We start from the raw sequence: 17,986 nt of genomic DNA on the forward strand, positions 1-17,986 counted from the left end.
GAATACCTGCTTTATCTGAACGACATCGTAGACAACTTAAATTCCTCGTTTGAATCTGGTGGTAATAGCATGGGTAATCCTGTCGAGACTTGGAAAGCCGAGAAGCATCCGTTTGAGGTTTGGTCGGATGTGGAGCAATACGCAGCCGATCGAACCCCAATGCAAAAGATTGAAACGCCCAACCTCGAACGAATGAAGTGGCATGGGTTCTTCTACCGCAAACGAGACACTCCTGGCCGATACATGAATCGGATCCGAGTCACAGCTGGTGAGTTGACCGCAGATCAAGCCCGTGAAATCGCGTACATGGCATATGAGTACGGTCATGGCATCGTCGATGTAACGACGCGAGCGAACGTACAAATCCAGGGATTAGACATTGAACATCTGCCGGAGGTCGCGCAACGACTAACCAATGTCGGTTTAACATCGAAACAGACAGGTCACGACAACATCCGCAATGTCTTCGCTCACCCATTCAGTGGCTTACTACCAGATGAACTGATTGATACACGTGAACTCTGTCATGACGTGACTGCGTTGTTCGTCGATAGTCGTGAATACTCCGACCTTCCACGCAAGATGAATATCTGCTTGAACGGGACGGACAATCACTCTTCACACTTCTGGACACAGGATATCAGTTTTCTAGCAACCGAAGTGAATGAACGCATTCTGTTCCAGGTTCTGCTAGCAGGCACGCAGGGACAGAACCCTCGTTTGGCATGGCATTTGCCAGTTCTAGTCGAACCATCTCAAGTCGTGGAAGTCACCCGTTCGCTTCTCGACCTCTTTCGGGCTAAAGGATCTCGCGGAAAACGCAACAAAGCCCGGATGCGTTTCTTACTTGAAGAAATTGGTATTGGCGGAGTCTTGGAGTGGCTAGAGCAAGATCTTTCCTTCCGTCTAATACCGAGCGTCGCCGAACCGGTTCCTGGCTCAAATCGTGACGAGCTAGTCGGTTGGTTTCGTCAAAGTGATCCCAAATTGTGGACCATGGGAATTTCCATTCCACTTGGACGAATGACTTCCCAACAACTCGAAGGCTTAGCGTTGTTAAGCAAGCGTTGGGGGAGCGGCCAACTTCGCACAACCCATGAACAAGGGATTGCGGTCATCGACATCCCCACGAACTTTAAAGATGCCGCTGCAACCGAGGCTGCCGGTTTAGGGCTAAGTGTACACGCCGACGAATTCGAACAAAACACCATTGCCTGCACCGGTAACCAATTCTGCAATATCGCTGTAACTGAGACAAAAGGTCACATGTTTCAGCTCATTGAGAAGCTCCGCAAACGCATGCTCAAACTGCATGGCATCCGCATCCACATGAGTGGCTGTCCATCCAGTTGTGCTCAACATTTTACTGCCGACATTGGACTCAAAGGTGTTCGTGTCCGCCGGATCCTAGGAACCCGCGAAGGATTTGATGTTTTTCTAGGCGGCGGTTTGGCCGGTCAAGTTCATTTGGGACTGCCTTATAAACTCGGTGTCGACGTTGACCAACTTCCTCAACTCATTGAGGACGTTGTCAAGGAGTACTATCTCAAACATCGCGCCGGGCAAACATTCAGCGCCTATTGGCGTGAGCGATTGCAAGCCGCTGAGGCAGAGAAAGTTGACGACAACGATTACCAAGTTTCGACTTGGATCTGCGAGAGCTGTGACTATCGACACCAAGGCGAAGATCCACCGGTATTCTGCCCCTCATGTTCTGGATTGCGACGGTACTTCGCGCGACTGGAAGAGGCAGAAGAGAAATCAATCGATGCCCCTGAAGAGAATGCAACGATCGAACGGAACGACGGCTTTCAATTCGCTGCGAAACTCGATCAACTTGTCGAGGGTTCTGGATTCAGCGTGGAAGTCCAAGGGAAAGATCTGGCCTTGTTCTTGATTGATGGGAAAGTTCACTGCATTGATGCTGCTTGCCCCCATGAAGGAGCGTCGCTTGCCGATGGTGAAGTTCGTGGGAAAGTCGTGGCCTGCCCTTGGCATGATTGGGAATTTGACGTGTGCTCCGGGTGCAGTCTCGATCCACCAAATAACGACGTTGAGTCCTACGAGACACTTATCGAAGACCAGCAAGTATTCGTCAAAATTCAGTCGGCAAATCCCATTCAGAACGGAAAGACAACCGACGATGGTGGCAAACGAAAGATGATGAACCCGATGCTCGCATCCCTCACATTGCGAGAGATCATTCAAGAAACCCCGGATGTCAAGACATTTCGCTTCGACAACTCCGCCGGCGAAATACCGTTTGACTACCCGGGCAAGTTTGCCAAAGTGTGTGTGCCTACTGATGACGGAGACGTCTGGCGAAGCTTCACAATTAGTTCGTCGCCGACACAAAAAGATGTTCTCGATCTGACGATCAAGCTGAATCCACTTGGCGTTGTCTCGCGACACCTGTTTGAGATGGCTCAATTAGGTCATCAAATCCAACTTAAAGGAGCTCAGGGCGGCTACTTTTTCGATCCGATGAGTCATACCGAACCACTCTTGCTAGTTTCCGCTGGAAGCGGTGTCACGCCAATGATGTCGATTGTGCGATACATAAGAGCGACTGGAATCAAGCGACCGGTCAAATTCCTGTATGGAGCACGAACTGAAACTGACATTATCTTTCGAGATGAGTGCGAGCAGCTCGCGCAGGAGCATGATTGGTTCGACTACCGAGTTTGTCTATCCCAGCCTGGCGATGAATGGACCGGGAACCGTGGGCGGATCGACGCGAAGAGTTTTCAGGAATGGTTTCCCGAGCTTGCATCGTACCGGTGTTTCTTGTGCGGGCCTGAAGACTTCATGCAACAGTTGCAATCGTCTCTGATCGCAGCAGACGTGCCGCAAGACCGAATCCATACAGAGCTATTTCATCGGTCCAGCACACCTGCCAAGATCGGAACTTAGGGGCAGTCAATCGCGTCTGAAATCTATCAATTGACTTTGGTCCATATTGGATACCTCAAAGTCAACATCACGAATCCTAAGTCGCCGATCTCGAAATGCTGGTAGTGGAACGATCATCCCATGAATCAATTTCTCGGAGCAGAAAACGAAGGCGATCACAATCGAAGTGGACCTAGTGAACTCGACGGTTCAGCCACAGATCGACACGATCTCTTGTCGTGGCTATTGGCTGACCAACAAGACATGTCCGCGGTCGAAGCCTTCAGCCAAGTCCAAAGCAGTGGCCAGACTGGTGATGAACATCACTACTCGCAGTTGTTACCCGCGACACCACCTCAACCGGGACAGCAGTACGCATTTGAAGTTGACCTCGATCGGTGTTCTGGTTGCAAGGCGTGTGTGACGGCTTGTCATTCATTGAATGGCTTGGACGAACAAGAAACGTGGCGTGACGTTGGCTTGTTGCTTGGCGGATCGTCAACGAATCCGGTGATGCAACATGTGACGACAGCATGCCATCATTGTCTTGAACCGGCTTGCATGACGGCGTGCCCGGTTGATGCGTACGAGAAAAATCCTGTCACTGGGATCGTCAAACACTTAGACGATCAATGCTTTGGTTGCCAGTATTGCACACTCGCTTGCCCATACAATGTCCCGAAGTATCACTCGGCGAGAGGCATTGTCCGAAAGTGCGACATGTGCAGCGATCGACTGGCCGATGGCGAAGCGCCGGCTTGTGTGCAGGCCTGTCCGCACGAGGCAATTTCGATTCAGCTCGTCGAAACCGAACAAGTAATCGAAGACTCGGAGACGGCTCACTTTCTGCCAGGGGCACCGGACCCGCAACTCACTCTGCCAACAACTCACTATAAGACTTCACGTGTCCTGCCACGGAACACATTGCCGGCCGATTATCATTCGGTCAACCCCCAGCATCCGCATTGGCCGTTGATCATCATGCTCGTTCTGACGCAACTCTCTGTAGGTGCGTTTGCCGTCGGAGTGGTTTTCGAGCATCTGATGCCGTCTCTTAGTCTCGAATCCTTTCGACAGTTTCATGCAACGAATGCATTGCTGGTTGGACTGATCGCACTTGGTGCCAGCACAATGCATCTCGGACGTCCGCAATATGCGTTCCGGGCCGTAATCGGATTGAGACATTCTTGGCTAAGCCGAGAAATCGTTGCGTTTGGACTGTTTGCTGGAACCGCCTTCGCGTACGCAGCAGCGTGCTGGCTCGCCCCGGATGCTCGTTGGCTGCCAGTACTTGGAATTCTTGTGAGCATCACCGGCGGATTTGGTTTGTTCTGCTCGGTCATGATCTATGTCTTCACGAAACGTGAGTTCTGGAACTTCCTGCCGACGTTTCTGAAGTTTACGCTCACTGCGATCTTGCTGGGAGCTGCAGCGACTCTAGCATCACTTATCGGGTGCACTTTGATTTCTTGGGAACCATTATTTACCTCAAGCGAGGAACTAGCCGGGAAATCGATGCTACGGGTCATTATCATTACAGGCACTGTCAAGCTGCTTCTCGAATTCTCACTGTTTCGGCATCTACTATTTCGCCATGAAACGCCACTGAAACGATCTGCACGTCTGATGATTGGCCCCCTTCAACGCTCGACCATTGCCCGTTTTACTCTTGGTTTACTGGGAGTCGTTGTCGTTCCGTTAGCACTGTTAGACGGATGGGGAACAGAAGCCATCAATAGTGCGAGTGTTATTGGTGGGGCATTGTTATTGTTCCTTGCATGCATTTGCGGGGAACTTCTTGAACGCTACCAGTTCTTTTCAGCCTGTGCAGCGCCACGCATGCCAGGACCGGCCGATCCTTAGACACAGTTTGATATCGCAACAGTTCACGCATCGTTTGCAGTTCAAAGCAGTAGTCGATTGGGGTTGAGTTCGTCTCGCAAGATTGTCATGGAAGCCCGATGCCGGATAAACCAATTCCCTATGTCAGTTGATCTAGTCCGGACCTTCCAAGAATGCGACTCGATCGCCATTCAAGCCTGAGAGTTAGTTATGTCGGTTTTTAAGAAAATTACGGAACTCGTTCGTCAGCGAAGCGGTCCACTGACACGGGAACTCTTGCTGCAACCGAGTCGGTTCGGTTTAGGAAAACTTCCCGAACGTTTGAAACCCGATGCCGTGACCGACATGGTCTGCGGCTACTGTTCGACAGGTTGTAGTTTGCGGGTCCATTTGAAGGACTCGCAAGCCATCAACCTCACTCCCTCACCGCGTTACCCGGTCAACCTAGGGATGGCTTGCCCGAAGGGTTGGGAGGCGCTCACGGTATTGGATTCCCCGGAACGAGCCACTCGCCCTTTGCTACGAGACAATGCCGGCAAGCTGCAACCAGTTGACTGGCGCACTGCGATGACTCAATTCGTGACGCGGTTTCGGAATATTCAAAACACCTACGGAAACGATGCCGTCGCATTCCTGAGCACCGGCCAAATGGCCACGGAGGAAATGGCTTTCCTTGGGGCCCTTGCGAAATTCGGAATGGGCATGCTGCATGGTGACGGGAACACGCGGCAGTGTATGGCGACGGCGGTTGTCGCGTACAAACAGGCCTTTGGATTTGATGCCCCACCATATACTTATGCCGACTTCGAGGAATCCGATGTCATCGTCTTAGTTGGCAGTAATTTATGTATTGCGCATCCGATCATGTGGGAACGCGTGATGCGGAATCCACATTCGCCGGAAATTATTGTCGTCGATCCGAGAATGACCGAGACCGCAATGAGTTCCACAATGCACTTGCCCGTGAAGCCTAAAGGCGATCAAGCCTTGTTCTATGGCATCGCTCGAATTTTGATCGAGAATGGGTGGGTCGATCACGACTTCATCGAGCAATCGACAAGCGACTTCGCTTCGTTCGCGGAATTCGTTCAGCAATTTGATGACGAACGCGTAACAAAAGAGACCGGACTCTCAAGTGAGCAAATCGACTCGTTCGCTGAACGCATTCATCAGGGGAAACGGGTTTCGTTTTGGTGGACAATGGGGGTCAATCAATCTCATCAAGGTGTTCGCACGGCACAAGCAATGATCAACCTGGCGTTGATAACTGGTAACATCGGGCGACCGGGGACCGGTGCAAATAGCATTACAGGGCAATGTAATGCTATGGGTTCTCGTCTCTTTAGTAATACGACCAATCTTCTAGGAGGACACGATTTCGCCAATGCGGAACATAGAGAGAAGATCGCAAATATCTTGGGCATCGATCCTAGTTTGATCCCGACTCAAAACAGTAAGCCTTACCACAAAATCTTGGACGGAATTTTACGAGGAAAAATCAAAGGGCTTTGGGTGATCTGCACCAATCCCGCTCATTCTTGGATCAATCAGATCCAATGTCGAGATATTCTTGAACGGCTTGACTTCCTAGTCGTGCAAGACATGTATCAAACGACTGAGACAGCACAAATGGCCGACCTAGTTTTACCCGCTGCAGGTTGGGGCGAGAAGGAGGGGACATTCATTAACTCTGAACGCCGAATTGGTCGTTTGAAGAAAGTTCGGAAAGCTCCTGGCGAAGCCTTGTCTGACTTCCATATCTTTCGGCTGGTGGCCAACTACTGGGGATGTGAGGAGTTGTTCTCGGATTGGCAATCGCCAGCGGATGTGTTCCAAATTCTCAAGCGTTGTTCCACTGGACAACCGTGCGATATTACAGGGATTAGGGACTATGAAGCCGTTGACTCCCAAGGGGGGATTCAATGGCCTGCACCAGAACAGAATTCTGATCTGTGTCAAGAACGCCGACTGTTTGCCGATGGACGTTTCTATCATGCCGATGGTAAAGCGAAATTCATCTTTGATGAACCAAGCCCAATTCCCGAAATGCCCAACGAAAAGTACCCCCTTGTATTGTCGACCGGTCGTGGTTCTGCATCCCAATGGCATACGCAAACGCGGACACGTCAATCGGCGGTCTTGAGGAAGTTATACCCTGAACACACTTTCGTCGAACTGAATCCGAAGGACGCGAAAGAACTTGCCGTAGGTCCTCAAGATGAAGTTGTCGTCGAATCTCAACGGGGTGACATCCGTGCGAGAGTCGTGATCACACATGCGGTTCAACCGGGCCAAGTCTTCGTTCCTATGCACTACGAGGAAGCCAACCGCTTGACACTCGCGACGTTTGACCCTCATTCTCACCAGCCAGCCTACAAGGCCTGTGCTGTGCGAATCCGAAAATTTCTCCAACCGCAAACGAAATGATTTCGGCGAGCCAATTGAACCCCTCCGTCAGTCTCGCATTAGATGAAGTTGGGCGGTTACGGCCAGTCTTTCAAGCCAACGATCGGCAAAGCAAATTCAAATGACGCCCGCCAATTGTCTCGATCTGCGTCACGAAAAACATTATAGATCAGTTTTTTAGGGCGCAGTTGAGGGTTATTGGGATCATAGCTTCGCAGTCCAAGATTCAGACCACCTTCATGGGGGTGATCGACATGGCGGTGCAAAATGAATGCATCGATATCATCCATTGCAGCCACCTTGCGATAGGCATAGCAATAGGCAGCCGCCTGTAATCGTTGCCCTTCGAGACCCGGTGGGGTGTGAAAGCCTTGTTCGCTGAGAATAATGCTACGTGGTGCACCTGCGAACTGCATTTCCGGTTGATGCATGAACGTCGTCAACACTTCGAGATTCTTGAATGTCACTCTCGGGCTATCGGGTTGCGGTGTTGCGGATTTGTCCTCCCAGAACCTCGGGTCGAATAAATTCTCCGGGTATGGATGATACGCCAGATGCCATTCCGGATTCCCACGCTCTTTGGTCACGGAGGCGAACCGTTCGAGAAAATCTCGTCCAGGAAACGATTTTAGTGGATGGCTTTTTTGGAACGGTATCGTCCAATGGTGCTCCAGCGAAACATAGATGCGTGCCCAGTCTGAAACCGTCCGAACAGCATCGTGGGACAGCTTGATGGCGTCTGCATAATCGTCGATGAATTCTTCCATCGTGACTTCACCACAATTTGACCACCACCAGTGAGAATTGACCTCATTGCCCATGATATAGCCGACGACGCGGCCGTTCGACGTATGAGCCCCGCTCCAACGATTGGCCATAAACTCCAACGCTGCCGACAAAGCCTCGCGACCGTCGGGCGTTACAGTGTTGAAAGCACTCAGGCGATTGGGGGCGTTAAGGTCATAGTCGGGATGCAGTAGGAAGTCGTTCTCACGCAAGTTAGGCGAGCGGTAAACCAACACCACAAGATACACCAACGCCCCGGAATCACTAAGCCGCTTGATCTTGGCATCCTGTTGCTCCACGTAACGGCGGTTGAAGGTAAACTTGCGACCGTTCCGCTCCCATGTCAGATTTTCTAATGAACCATCGGTTGCGAACAACGACGTCAGGTTGAAGTTGTAGACCGCGTGCTTCACTCCGAGTTCAATGGCGTCCTCGGGAATTTCCACCTGGAGTCCCTTTTTGGAAGTTGTTACGGGGAATCTCGACGATCTGCGATTGTCCGACTGTTTGTCTTCAGTCGTCGTCGATTTCCCCGGTGCGTTACCGTTCGACTTTCGCTTGCGTTTGTTTGATCCGGCGGGTGTTGCCGGCAGCTTCAAGCAGTCATGGACCGTACCGTCTTTGCCGACGAGTCGAATCTCGGCAATCTCGACCTTGCCAGGACCTCGCGACGGATCAACTCGGATCGCCAGCAACGGACTCTTCGTCGTGAAACTGACGGTGTACTTGTGCGTTGCACCATCATGCCGAACGTCGAAGACCTGGCTATGATGTGCCTTGAACGGTCCCGATTTCCGTTCCTGCCAGAAGACTTGTCCCTTGCCACTTGAATCCGACTTCATCGTGATATGTAACGTCCACGACTTCTCGCTGATCGGCTTCGGCAGGCGATGACTGAGGTAAGGGTCTTTGCCTGTGCTGTTGACAATCAGCGAACTGTTGGACGCTGAGAGTGTGCAGGTGCCGCCAGGTCGCCAGCCCGCGACCGGTTTGCCGAACTGCTTCAGGTGCGGTTTCTTCGGAGTTGTTGCACCGCCTCTCAGCCCAGCTTTCCCTTCGTGAGTGACGTCGTACTTCGACGGATCGAAATTGGGGTTCGGTAATGGCCGCACGGCTTGAGTGTCGATGAGATGCTGCTCGATCAGCCCATCAAGTTTCTTGACACGCTCCGGGTACTTGTCAATGAGATTCGTTTGTTCGCCGATGTCATTCTTAAGATTGAATAGCTTGTAGCGATGCTTTTCGTTTTCACCGCCATGAAAAATGCGGATGAGTTTCCAGTCCCCACTGTGTACGCTGACCGATGGCGGTAGCCAGTCCGGAACACCGGGGGCGTGCGGGAAGTATGTAAAGATGGCCTCACGATTGAGTGATTTGCCGTGCAACGCCGGGACGATGCTAATTCCGTCGAACTTCTGATTCGGCTTTGGCTGGATGGACAATAGATCGAGTAGTGTCGGGTAAAAGTCGCTGCTTTGAATGACCTCGTCGCTACGTGAACCGGCCTTGATTGATCCCGGTTGGACGACAATCGCGGGGCCTCTCACACCGCCTTCGTACATCGTTGCCTTGCCGCCGCGTAACGGTGCGTTGCTGGTTGCGGTCGTGCCATCGACCTCGTTGTACATGTTCCCGCCATTGTCCGACGCGAAGATGATGATTGTGTGGTCCGCGATTCTCAGCCGGTCCAATGTGTCGAGCAGAGTCCCGACGGCGTCGTCCATACTCTTGATCATTGCCGCATACGTTGGGCTGCGTTGCGGGTCTTTCGGATCGACCTGTTGACGATACTCCTCGATCAGCTCATGTTTCGCGTCGAACGGAGCGTGCACGCTGAACATCCAATAGTTTAGAAAGAACGGCTCGCTCTTGTGCTTTTCCATGAAGGCAACCGCCTCCTTGGCCATTCGATCTTCCAGGTGTTCGTCGGGAATGTCCGGGTCGTGATCGAAGTCCTTGAACTTCCACGGAGCGACGTAACTGCCCGCCGGTCCGGGCCCTGGATGGTGGGGCACATCGACATCGAAACCATGCTGAAGCGGTGAGTACGGTTCCGGTCCAAGATGCCACTTGCCGAAGTGCCCGGTGGCATACCCGTTTTCCTGGAACATCTCGCCTAGCGTGTCGTAGTTCGTATCGAGTCGCGTGACAGACTTCGGGACAGTCGAAAACTTGCTAGGCGGTCCACTCTTGACCTCGGTCGCCTTCAGGACAACCTTCGGTAAATGGCAGTTCGGCGATGTGATTCCATGACGTGCGGGGCTGAGACCAGTCAGCACACTCGCTCGTGTCGGTGAGCACAATGGGCTCGACGAGTATGCTCGCGTGAACGTCATGCCTCGCTGGGCAAGCCGCTCGATGTTCGGTGTCTTGTAAAGGGTTGTCGTTCCGAACAACGTCGTATCACTCCAACCGAGATCGTCGGCGAGGATGAAAACCACGTTTGGCTTCCGTTTGGCAGTTTCTGCCATGGCGTCGCCATTAGCGACCAAGAGCCACGGAAAGACAGTCAGGGCGAGAAGACCCAATCGGAGGCGTGTATTCATAAATGCCACATCGAAAACGCTTGGACAGTGTGACGCTCGGTAACTGAATCGTGGTGCGTCTGGAGAGTTCGTCAGTCTACTTGTTCGACCAGGGTTCTCAAAGCCTCTGGAATTCCTCATTTGTCGGGGTTAGCGTATTTGCGAATTCGACCGAATTATCAAGTGTCATAATGTTTACATCCAGGGCGAACTGCTCCGTCGATTGGGACGTAAAGGCGTCTATCAAGCATATTGGGCTATCCCATTGCTTTTTCGTGCTTGCTGAGCGAAACGCCTTTGTCAACAATACACGGGCCAGTCGATCTACTGAATCAAAATTTGAGTCTTACACAGAGTACGAGGCACGTTCAGCGCTGGACGCCTCCGTACAAACATTGGAATACGCTACTGATGACCACACCACGGAGTGAGAAAACGCTGACGTATCTTGTGGAGTTGTTGGACCTTGTCGTTCGAGAACAGGTGGGAGAATCGCTGGCCGACGTCATGCAGCGGATTCGACGCTTGGCAATTGAACGCCGTGCCGGATTGCCGGATGCGGAAAAGCGTCTCGTTCAAACTTTGAAAGACCTGGAACCAGGTGAACTGCGTGCAGTCATTCGTTGGCTGAGTATGTTTTTCGATTTGGCAAATGCGGCGGAAGACCAACTCCGGATCGACGTGCTCGGTGAGCGGGACCGAGAATCCAGTGCCCGCGGGGTTGCTCGAAAAGAATCCATCGCAGGGGCACTCGCCGAACTTCACGATCACGGTCTATCGGCTGCGGAAGTGCAACGTTGGCTCGATCGCCTCGAAATCCAACCGGTCTTCACCGCCCACCCGTCTGAAGCGAAACGCAGGACGACACGGCAGTTATTGCGTTCAATTCGCGAAATGCTTCCGGCCATTGAAACCGGTCACACTGCCGACGTTGAAGCAGAACTGTTGGCCGTCATGACCGTGCTTTGGCAAAGCGACTTGGTTCGGCCAGAACGACCGCCCGTGATGAGCGAAGTCAGTCGTGGTCTGTACTTTGCGTCCACGTTGTGGGTCGTCATCCCTCGCGTGTTCCGAGAACTGCGAGAGGCACTCCGTAACACTTATCCGAACCACCATTTTAACATCCCCAAAATTCTCTCGTTCGGCACTTGGATCGGTGGAGACCGGGATGGGCACCCGTTCGTCACAGCAGACATCACGCGGCAGGCATTTGCCCGATTGCGACGTGCGGCTCTCGAGAGACATCGTGAGATGTGCCGAGAGTTGAAAGGTCAGATCGTCATTTCCGATCAGCAAGTGGCCCCGGCAGATCTTCTTCGTGAGAAAATCGGTCAATGTTGCCAAGAGATTCCTGGGCTTGAAGAGGCCATCTCGTCGATTTCCCGCTCGGAAACTTACAAACGCTTTCTCGGTGTCATCGAATTTCGCATTGATCGAAGCCTTGAAGCGATTGATCGGGGCGAAATCGTTGCCGGGAGTTATTCGACGGTCGACGAGTTTCGCGACGACCTTCAGCAACTCTTTTCCAGTGTGACTCAGGATCGCGGCGAACGGATTGCGAATCAGTTCATACTCCCTTGGATCGATTTGACTCAGACATTCGGATTTCATTTTGCCGCGTTGGACGTGCGGCAGAATTCGGTAGTCCATCAGCAATGTGTCGACGACGTACTGTCATTACAGACGGCTTCAAACCAGGAATCTCTCTCCGATGATGCATTCCCACATGAACCACCAGACCATGTTGATATCGAGCAACTTAGTGAGGAGTCTCAAGAAGTCTTCAGAACGTTCATGTTGCTCGCGAATACCACGGATGCTTGGGGACGTGAGGCCGTCGGCGTTTACATCATCAGTATGACGCATTCGGCGAAAGACGTTCTGAATGTGCTATGGCTCTGGCGGACGGCTTGGAAGCAAGTCCACGGAGATGAAAGTCGCCTAGCAGCACTTCCGATTGTCCCATTGTTTGAAACGATTGAGGACCTGCAGAATTCGGCTGCGATTCTACAGGAATTACTCGACAACGACCAGTATCGCGAATATCTCAACTCCACCAATCAACGCGATCAGATTGTCATGGTGGGCTATTCCGATAGCACGAAAGATGGCGGGTACCTCACGGCGTGTTGGGAACTCTATCAAGCGCAAGAACAGCTCGCGGAGACGGCTCAGCGTCAGCATATTGGCTTGACGATCTTCCATGGCCGTGGGGGAGCCTTGGGGCGTGGTGGCGGACCGGCGGCACGGGCAATTCGTTCGCTTCCCCAGGAATCCGTTGGCGGACGTATTCGCGTGACGGAACAAGGCGAAGTGCTTTCCGAGCGTTATGACAACGCAGTGATTGCTCATCGTCACATTGAGCAACTCCTCAATGCGACCCTTCTTGTGAGCGCGGGAGCCAAACAGGAGACCAGTCCGGAATGGGCGGAGATTATGGAAGAACTCTCCCACGCATCGCTGAGCAAGTATCGGTCACTGATCGAAGACACCGGTTTCCTGGAATACTTTGACCGGGCAACACCGATTAGTGAAATCGAGACCTTGCCAATCGGTTCCCGCCCCTCTCGACGGGGAAAGCGTCGAACATTGACGGATCTTCGTGCAATCCCTTGGACGTTTGCGTGGACACAGTCCCGTCACTTGCTCCCTGCTTGGTTCGGATTGGGCACTGCGATTCGGAGCTATGTCGACCGTAATGATTCATCGTGGTCGACTTTGTGTCGCATGTATGAGCAGTGGCCAATGTTCCGGGCTCTCATCGACAATGCAGAACTGGCACTCGCGAAGACCGACATGCAGATTGCTCAGGAGTATGCATCACTAGCACCGGAGACGAGCGGACCAAAACTCTGGGAGATCATCTCGACCGAATTCAGTTTGGCTCGAGGGGCGGTGTTGATGATCAAAGAGAACAACGAACTCTTAGACGATGTGGAATGGCTCAAAAGCGCGGTTCGCAGCCGAAATCCTTACGTGGATCCACTGAACCTCGCTCAAATCATTCTACTAAGTCGCATACGCCATCAGCCGGACGATGACGACTTGACTCAACTCGTCAGACTAGCAATCCAGGGCATCGCGGGTGGATTAAGAACGACCGGATAAACTCGAAATTGCAGCATGCGAGAATAGTCTACACTTGATCGCAGCACGTTCCGTTACTAGGTAGAAACTGTACTGCTAACATTTCCGTCGTTGCAATTTCTAGTGGTCTGAAAACTCAAATCACTCGCGGAGCCGATCCGTTTCAACGGACCGGCTCCATTGCTTCAAAAGTTCTTTCATCCTGGCAATTCGTTCGGGATGCTTTTGGGCTAGATCGTTTGTCTCCGCAGGATCGTTGGCCAAGTGATAGAGTGCGGGCGGCCGGTCGGAGTCCATGGGATTTGTCTTGCGAGTCACGAAGGGAAGAACAAATTTCCAATCGCCGTCTCGTACCGCGGCGTTGTGCGTGTAATTCGGTCGGCCACGATTCCACTGCCAATACCGCACCGGCGATTCCCGATGTTGTCCGACGAGCAACGGGGCGAAACTGTCGCCATCGAGATTCGACGGAGACTCAGCCTCGATGTTACAGAGTTCCAGAACTGTGGGAACAAGATCGACGAAGTGCACCACATTGTCGATCTTCCGGGGACGAAAATGCCCCTTCCACTGGACGATCAGAGGAACGTGGATGCCGCCTTCATAGATTTCGTATTTGGTACCACGAAGAACTCCATTGAACCGAGTCCCAGTGATCGGGTCGGGACCGTTATCGCTGGCGAAGATGACGATCGTTTGCTCGGACAGCTTCAAACGGTCCAATTCCTCGAGTAATTGACCGATGCCACGATCCATAATTTCGATCATCGCGTAGATTGTTGCTGTCGATTTATCGAGCCCCCGCTGCTGGTAGAACGCGACACGCTCCGCTGGTGCTTCCAATGGCCGGTGAGGAGCATAGTGGGCCAGATGCAGAAAGAACGGTTCGTCCCGATGTCGCCGTACGAACTCAATTGCCCGTTGTGACAGATCGTCCGTCAAGTACGTGTCGGTCACTTCAGCGATCTGCCGATTCACGGTGAGCGAGTACCGAAAATACGAAAGGTCCTGGGAGCCGCTGAATCCCTCGAACTCATCAAAGCCGTGGTGCAACGGACCGAATTCTTCCCCCGTGCCGCAATGCCATTTGCCGATCAAGCCGGTCGTATACCCCTGGGGTTTCAGCATTTCGGCGAGTGTGATTTCCTCGTGCTTCAAACGCGTAAGTTTCGGATAGCGGTTCATATTGAGCGTCACCACGCCCGTCCGGTGTGGATAGCGACCGGTCAACATGGCCGCCCGTGCCGGAGCACAGACGCACGAAGCACTGTAGGCCTGTTTGAACCAAACCGATTCCCGAGCCATTCGATCCAGGTTTGGTGTTTGGCTGATGCCGCCATTGCGAAACGAGAAATCTCCTAACGCCATGTCGTCGGCTAGGATGACAATCACGTTCGGTGATTTCGTTGGGTTTGGGACTTCGACGGCGAAACCTGCCGAACACGAACAGACACATATCCCCACAGAAATCAGCAGCCGGTTCATTGAGTCCATTGTTGAGCCCTCTGACACAAACCTAGCGATCTGGATCGAAATCAAGTCAGCCATATGACAATGAACCAGACATCATTTTCGCTGGATCATCGAAGCTGTTCGAGCCACAAATTCTCAAATTCGAACGTGGCCACCTCAAAGATTCTCTCTGTGAACACTTCAAAATTCAATCAGTCGGACAGCATCATTTTCCATCGGGTGGTTAAGATGACTCATGATCAATTCGCGTGCACAGATCGGATCCGTGACGGCAAAGACCAGTCCCGATAGCCACATTTGTGACTCTGGGTCATGAACACCCGATGACATCTACGGTTGCACATGAGTTCAATCGAGGTGACACTAGATGAATTCCTGTTAACATTTAGAATTCGACTCACTTCATACGCGCTCTCTCAAAATGATGTCGCTTTCCAACCGGGATACTACGTCCATAACATTGTTGGCACGATTGGCCAGCGGCAGCGACGAAGCTTGGGCTTCGTTGGTTGATTTCTATTCGCCCCTCATCTATCGCTGGGCTCGTCGTCAGGGCTTTCGACCCGAAGACGCGGCCGAACTTCTGCAAGAGACATTCTCCCTCGTTTCGCACCGAATCGATCGTTTCCGCCGTCGGCGACGGGGGGCTTTTCGCAAGTGGATTTGGACGATTGTCCGCTTCAAAGCCATGGCCTTGCAACGCGGAACGCAGCGTTGGCCGATGCTCGACGTCGATTTGGACGGCTATCTCACGTCGTTAGCCGATCTTCCTGAGCAGTCCTCACACGAGGAAGACGATGATCCGCAGGAGGAGCCATTTGGCGGCGATCTTCTCCCGACGAACGTTCTGGCGGCGTTGGAGAAAGTCCAAGACCGGGTGCAAGCACATACCTGGCGGGCTTTTTGGCTGACAACAATCCAAGACCGTTCCCCCGCAGAAGTTGCCGAAACCCTGTCGATCTCCGTGGCTTCGGTGCACCAATCACGGTCACGGTGTTTGAAACGATTGCGAGAAATGCTTGCGGAAAGTGGTCGAAGCCCGTAGCGATTCAATTTTTTTTCAACAGGTGTCAGTGCCGCGACATTAACTACTTGTCGGAGAGTGTGTCGACTAGCAGGTTTGATCCAGATTTGGGGAGCCGGCGATGACAACTTACAATTCTCCCTCAAATGAGGAGCTTCGAGCGTTTCTCGCGGGAGAATTGTCAGACTCTGGCATCGACCGCATCGCGACTTGGCTTGCCGAACACCCGGATCATCTCGAACGGTTGGATGGAGAAGATCTCAACAGCTTGGGTGACGATGAGTGGATTCATACGATTCGTCAATCGGTTGGTCCGGATGGTTTCTCGGAAGAGGAAGCGTTTCGCAGCACGGTCGAGTGGCTCAAGTCGACGGAGGTTGCCGGAAGTGAGATTTCGCCCCAAAAGACTTTACCATCGATTGCGGGCTATCGAATAATTCGCCGGTTGGGCCAGGGGGGCATGGGCGTTGTCTATTTGGCTGAGCATGAATTGCTCGGCCGCCCGGTCGCGATCAAAGTGCAACGCCGGCCCGATCCAGACCACTCCACATCGACTGCACGATTCCTGCGTGAGATGCGATTGCAGGCTCGCTTGGAATCGCCGCACGTCGCCCGCTGTCTTGATGCCGGTCACTTTGAAGATGGCTTGTACTTCGTCATCGAGTACAACGACGGCGAACCGTTGAATACGCTGGTGGAACGGTTAGGACCGCTTGGTCCGAGTGAAGCGGCCGAGTTGGGACGCCAAGCGGCATTCGCACTCGAGGCGATTCATCGGCTGGGCTTGCTACACCGCGACGTGAAACCGGCCAACATGATGTTGGGACGTGACGGCGTGCTCAAACTTCTCGACTTGGGTTTGGCGTGCGACAACGACGATTTCGTGCAGGATGAACTCACACGGACCGGCGAATTCCTTGGAACTCCGGCTTTCGTTGCTCCCGAACAGGCGCGGTCATCCGATGTTGATCACCATGCTGATCTCTACTCGTTAGGTGCCACTCTCTACTTTTTGTTGACGGCTCGAAGTCCACACGATCCCGGAGTGTTGGAAGCCTTCCTTTGGTCGAAAGACTCGGAAATTGAAGCCGCAACAACGAAAATTCGCTCTCTGCGAAACGATGTACCCAGCGGTTTGGAGAGCGTCATTGAGCGACTCCTGACACCGGCATCAGCCCGCCGCTTTCATTCCGCTGCCGACGTGGCAACTTCGCTGCTCCCGTATTGTCGGTCGGGGTCTCTCAACGAGCTTGTTCACCGACTTTGGCCGGCGGCTCCGCCACTGTCTGAATCCCTTCCCTCCCGACACACTGGCCCCATACAACCGCTCATCTACGGTTTGTTGGGAGGCACGGTCATGACCGCGGCGGCCGCTTACGGTCTTCACATGGCGATGGCGACAGACGAAGCAGACTCCGCACTTCAGCAATCTCAACGCGTCGAGGACTCCCCCGAGCCTTCCCAAACAGCTAGCGACGCACCGATCGAGTACATCCTGGACGACAGTGATACCGGGTTCTTTATTGCCAATGAAGCTTGGAAGGTCTCCAAGAACAAAATGGGTTTCAAGAATGGATATCGCTACATGTCAGGCGGTGCATTGCGTGCCCGTTGGCAGTACTCCGGTTTGCCTCCCGGCGATTACGCCGTGTTTCTCACTTGGCCGAACGTACCGGAAAACGCATGCCACATCGCGTTTTTCGAGGTCAGCGACAGCTCTGGGTTATTGCTCGACCGCCAAGTTGATCAATCTCTGCCGCCGTCCGGTGAAAAGGCAATGGGTGTGGTCTGGCAAAAGTTGGGCGAGGTCAGTGTGCTCGACGGGACGTTGTTTGTCGATATCGACCCCGCGCGAACTCGAGACGGAACGGCCCGTGTCGATGCTGTTCGCGTGGTGCGTATCAAATCGCGAGCGAGCCAGAAAACAAATCGCAAAGACGATTGATGAAAC

General features: G+C 52.9%; 8 protein-coding genes. 6 read left to right on the forward strand and 2 right to left on the reverse strand.

All coding sequences use genetic code 11. From position 1 onward, the window contains the following. Positions 1 to 69 precede the first annotated feature (69 nt). From G6R38_RS25820 to G6R38_RS25830, 3 genes are all read left to right on the forward strand, one after another. Positions 70 to 2,913 carry a Rieske 2Fe-2S domain-containing protein gene (locus G6R38_RS25820; protein ID WP_166831688.1) on the forward strand — a complete coding sequence of 948 codons (2,844 nt, stop codon included), beginning with the start codon at positions 70 to 72 and terminating at the stop codon, positions 2,911 to 2,913. Positions 2,914 to 3,033: 120 nt separating this feature from the next. After that, positions 3,034 to 4,755, forward strand: a complete 1,722-nt coding sequence (locus G6R38_RS25825) for a DmsC/YnfH family molybdoenzyme membrane anchor subunit (protein WP_166831689.1) — start codon at positions 3,034 to 3,036, stop codon at positions 4,753 to 4,755. Between the two features lie 189 nt (positions 4,756 to 4,944). Continuing rightward, on the forward strand, positions 4,945 to 7,161 hold the full coding sequence (locus G6R38_RS25830; protein WP_166831690.1) for a molybdopterin oxidoreductase family protein: 2,217 nt from the start codon (positions 4,945 to 4,947) through the stop codon (positions 7,159 to 7,161). A 56-nt stretch (positions 7,162 to 7,217) separates the two neighbouring features. Here G6R38_RS25830 and G6R38_RS25835 read toward each other — a convergent pair whose 3' ends face one another. Beyond that, complete coding sequence (locus tag G6R38_RS25835; RefSeq protein ID WP_206028734.1) at positions 7,218 to 10,472, reverse strand: DUF5722 domain-containing protein; 3,255 nt, start codon at positions 10,470 to 10,472, stop codon at positions 7,218 to 7,220. Between the two features lie 390 nt (positions 10,473 to 10,862). On the opposite strand from G6R38_RS25835, the gene G6R38_RS25840 reads away from it, so the two are divergent. After that, entirely contained in the window at positions 10,863 to 13,559 is a 2,697-nt protein-coding gene (locus G6R38_RS25840) for a phosphoenolpyruvate carboxylase (protein ID WP_166831692.1), read from the forward strand. A 120-nt stretch (positions 13,560 to 13,679) separates the two neighbouring features. Here G6R38_RS25840 and G6R38_RS25845 read toward each other — a convergent pair whose 3' ends face one another. Continuing rightward, entirely contained in the window at positions 13,680 to 14,930 is a 1,251-nt protein-coding gene (locus G6R38_RS25845; protein WP_206028735.1) for a sulfatase-like hydrolase/transferase, read from the reverse strand. A gap of 502 nt (positions 14,931 to 15,432) precedes the next feature. Between G6R38_RS25845 and G6R38_RS25850 the strand changes: the two genes are divergently transcribed. Both G6R38_RS25850 and G6R38_RS25855 read left to right on the forward strand, forming a co-directional pair. Next, positions 15,433 to 16,056: an RNA polymerase sigma factor gene (locus G6R38_RS25850; protein WP_166831694.1), complete on the forward strand. Its 624-nt coding sequence runs from the start codon at positions 15,433 to 15,435 to the stop codon at positions 16,054 to 16,056. A 100-nt stretch (positions 16,057 to 16,156) separates the two neighbouring features. After that, complete coding sequence (locus G6R38_RS25855; protein WP_166831695.1) at positions 16,157 to 17,980, forward strand: protein kinase domain-containing protein; 1,824 nt, start codon at positions 16,157 to 16,159, stop codon at positions 17,978 to 17,980. The last annotated feature ends 6 nt before the right edge of the window (positions 17,981 to 17,986 follow it).

This window comes from Thalassoroseus pseudoceratinae, assembly GCF_011634775.1.
GTDB lineage: Bacteria > Planctomycetota > Planctomycetia > Planctomycetales > Planctomycetaceae > Thalassoroseus > Thalassoroseus pseudoceratinae.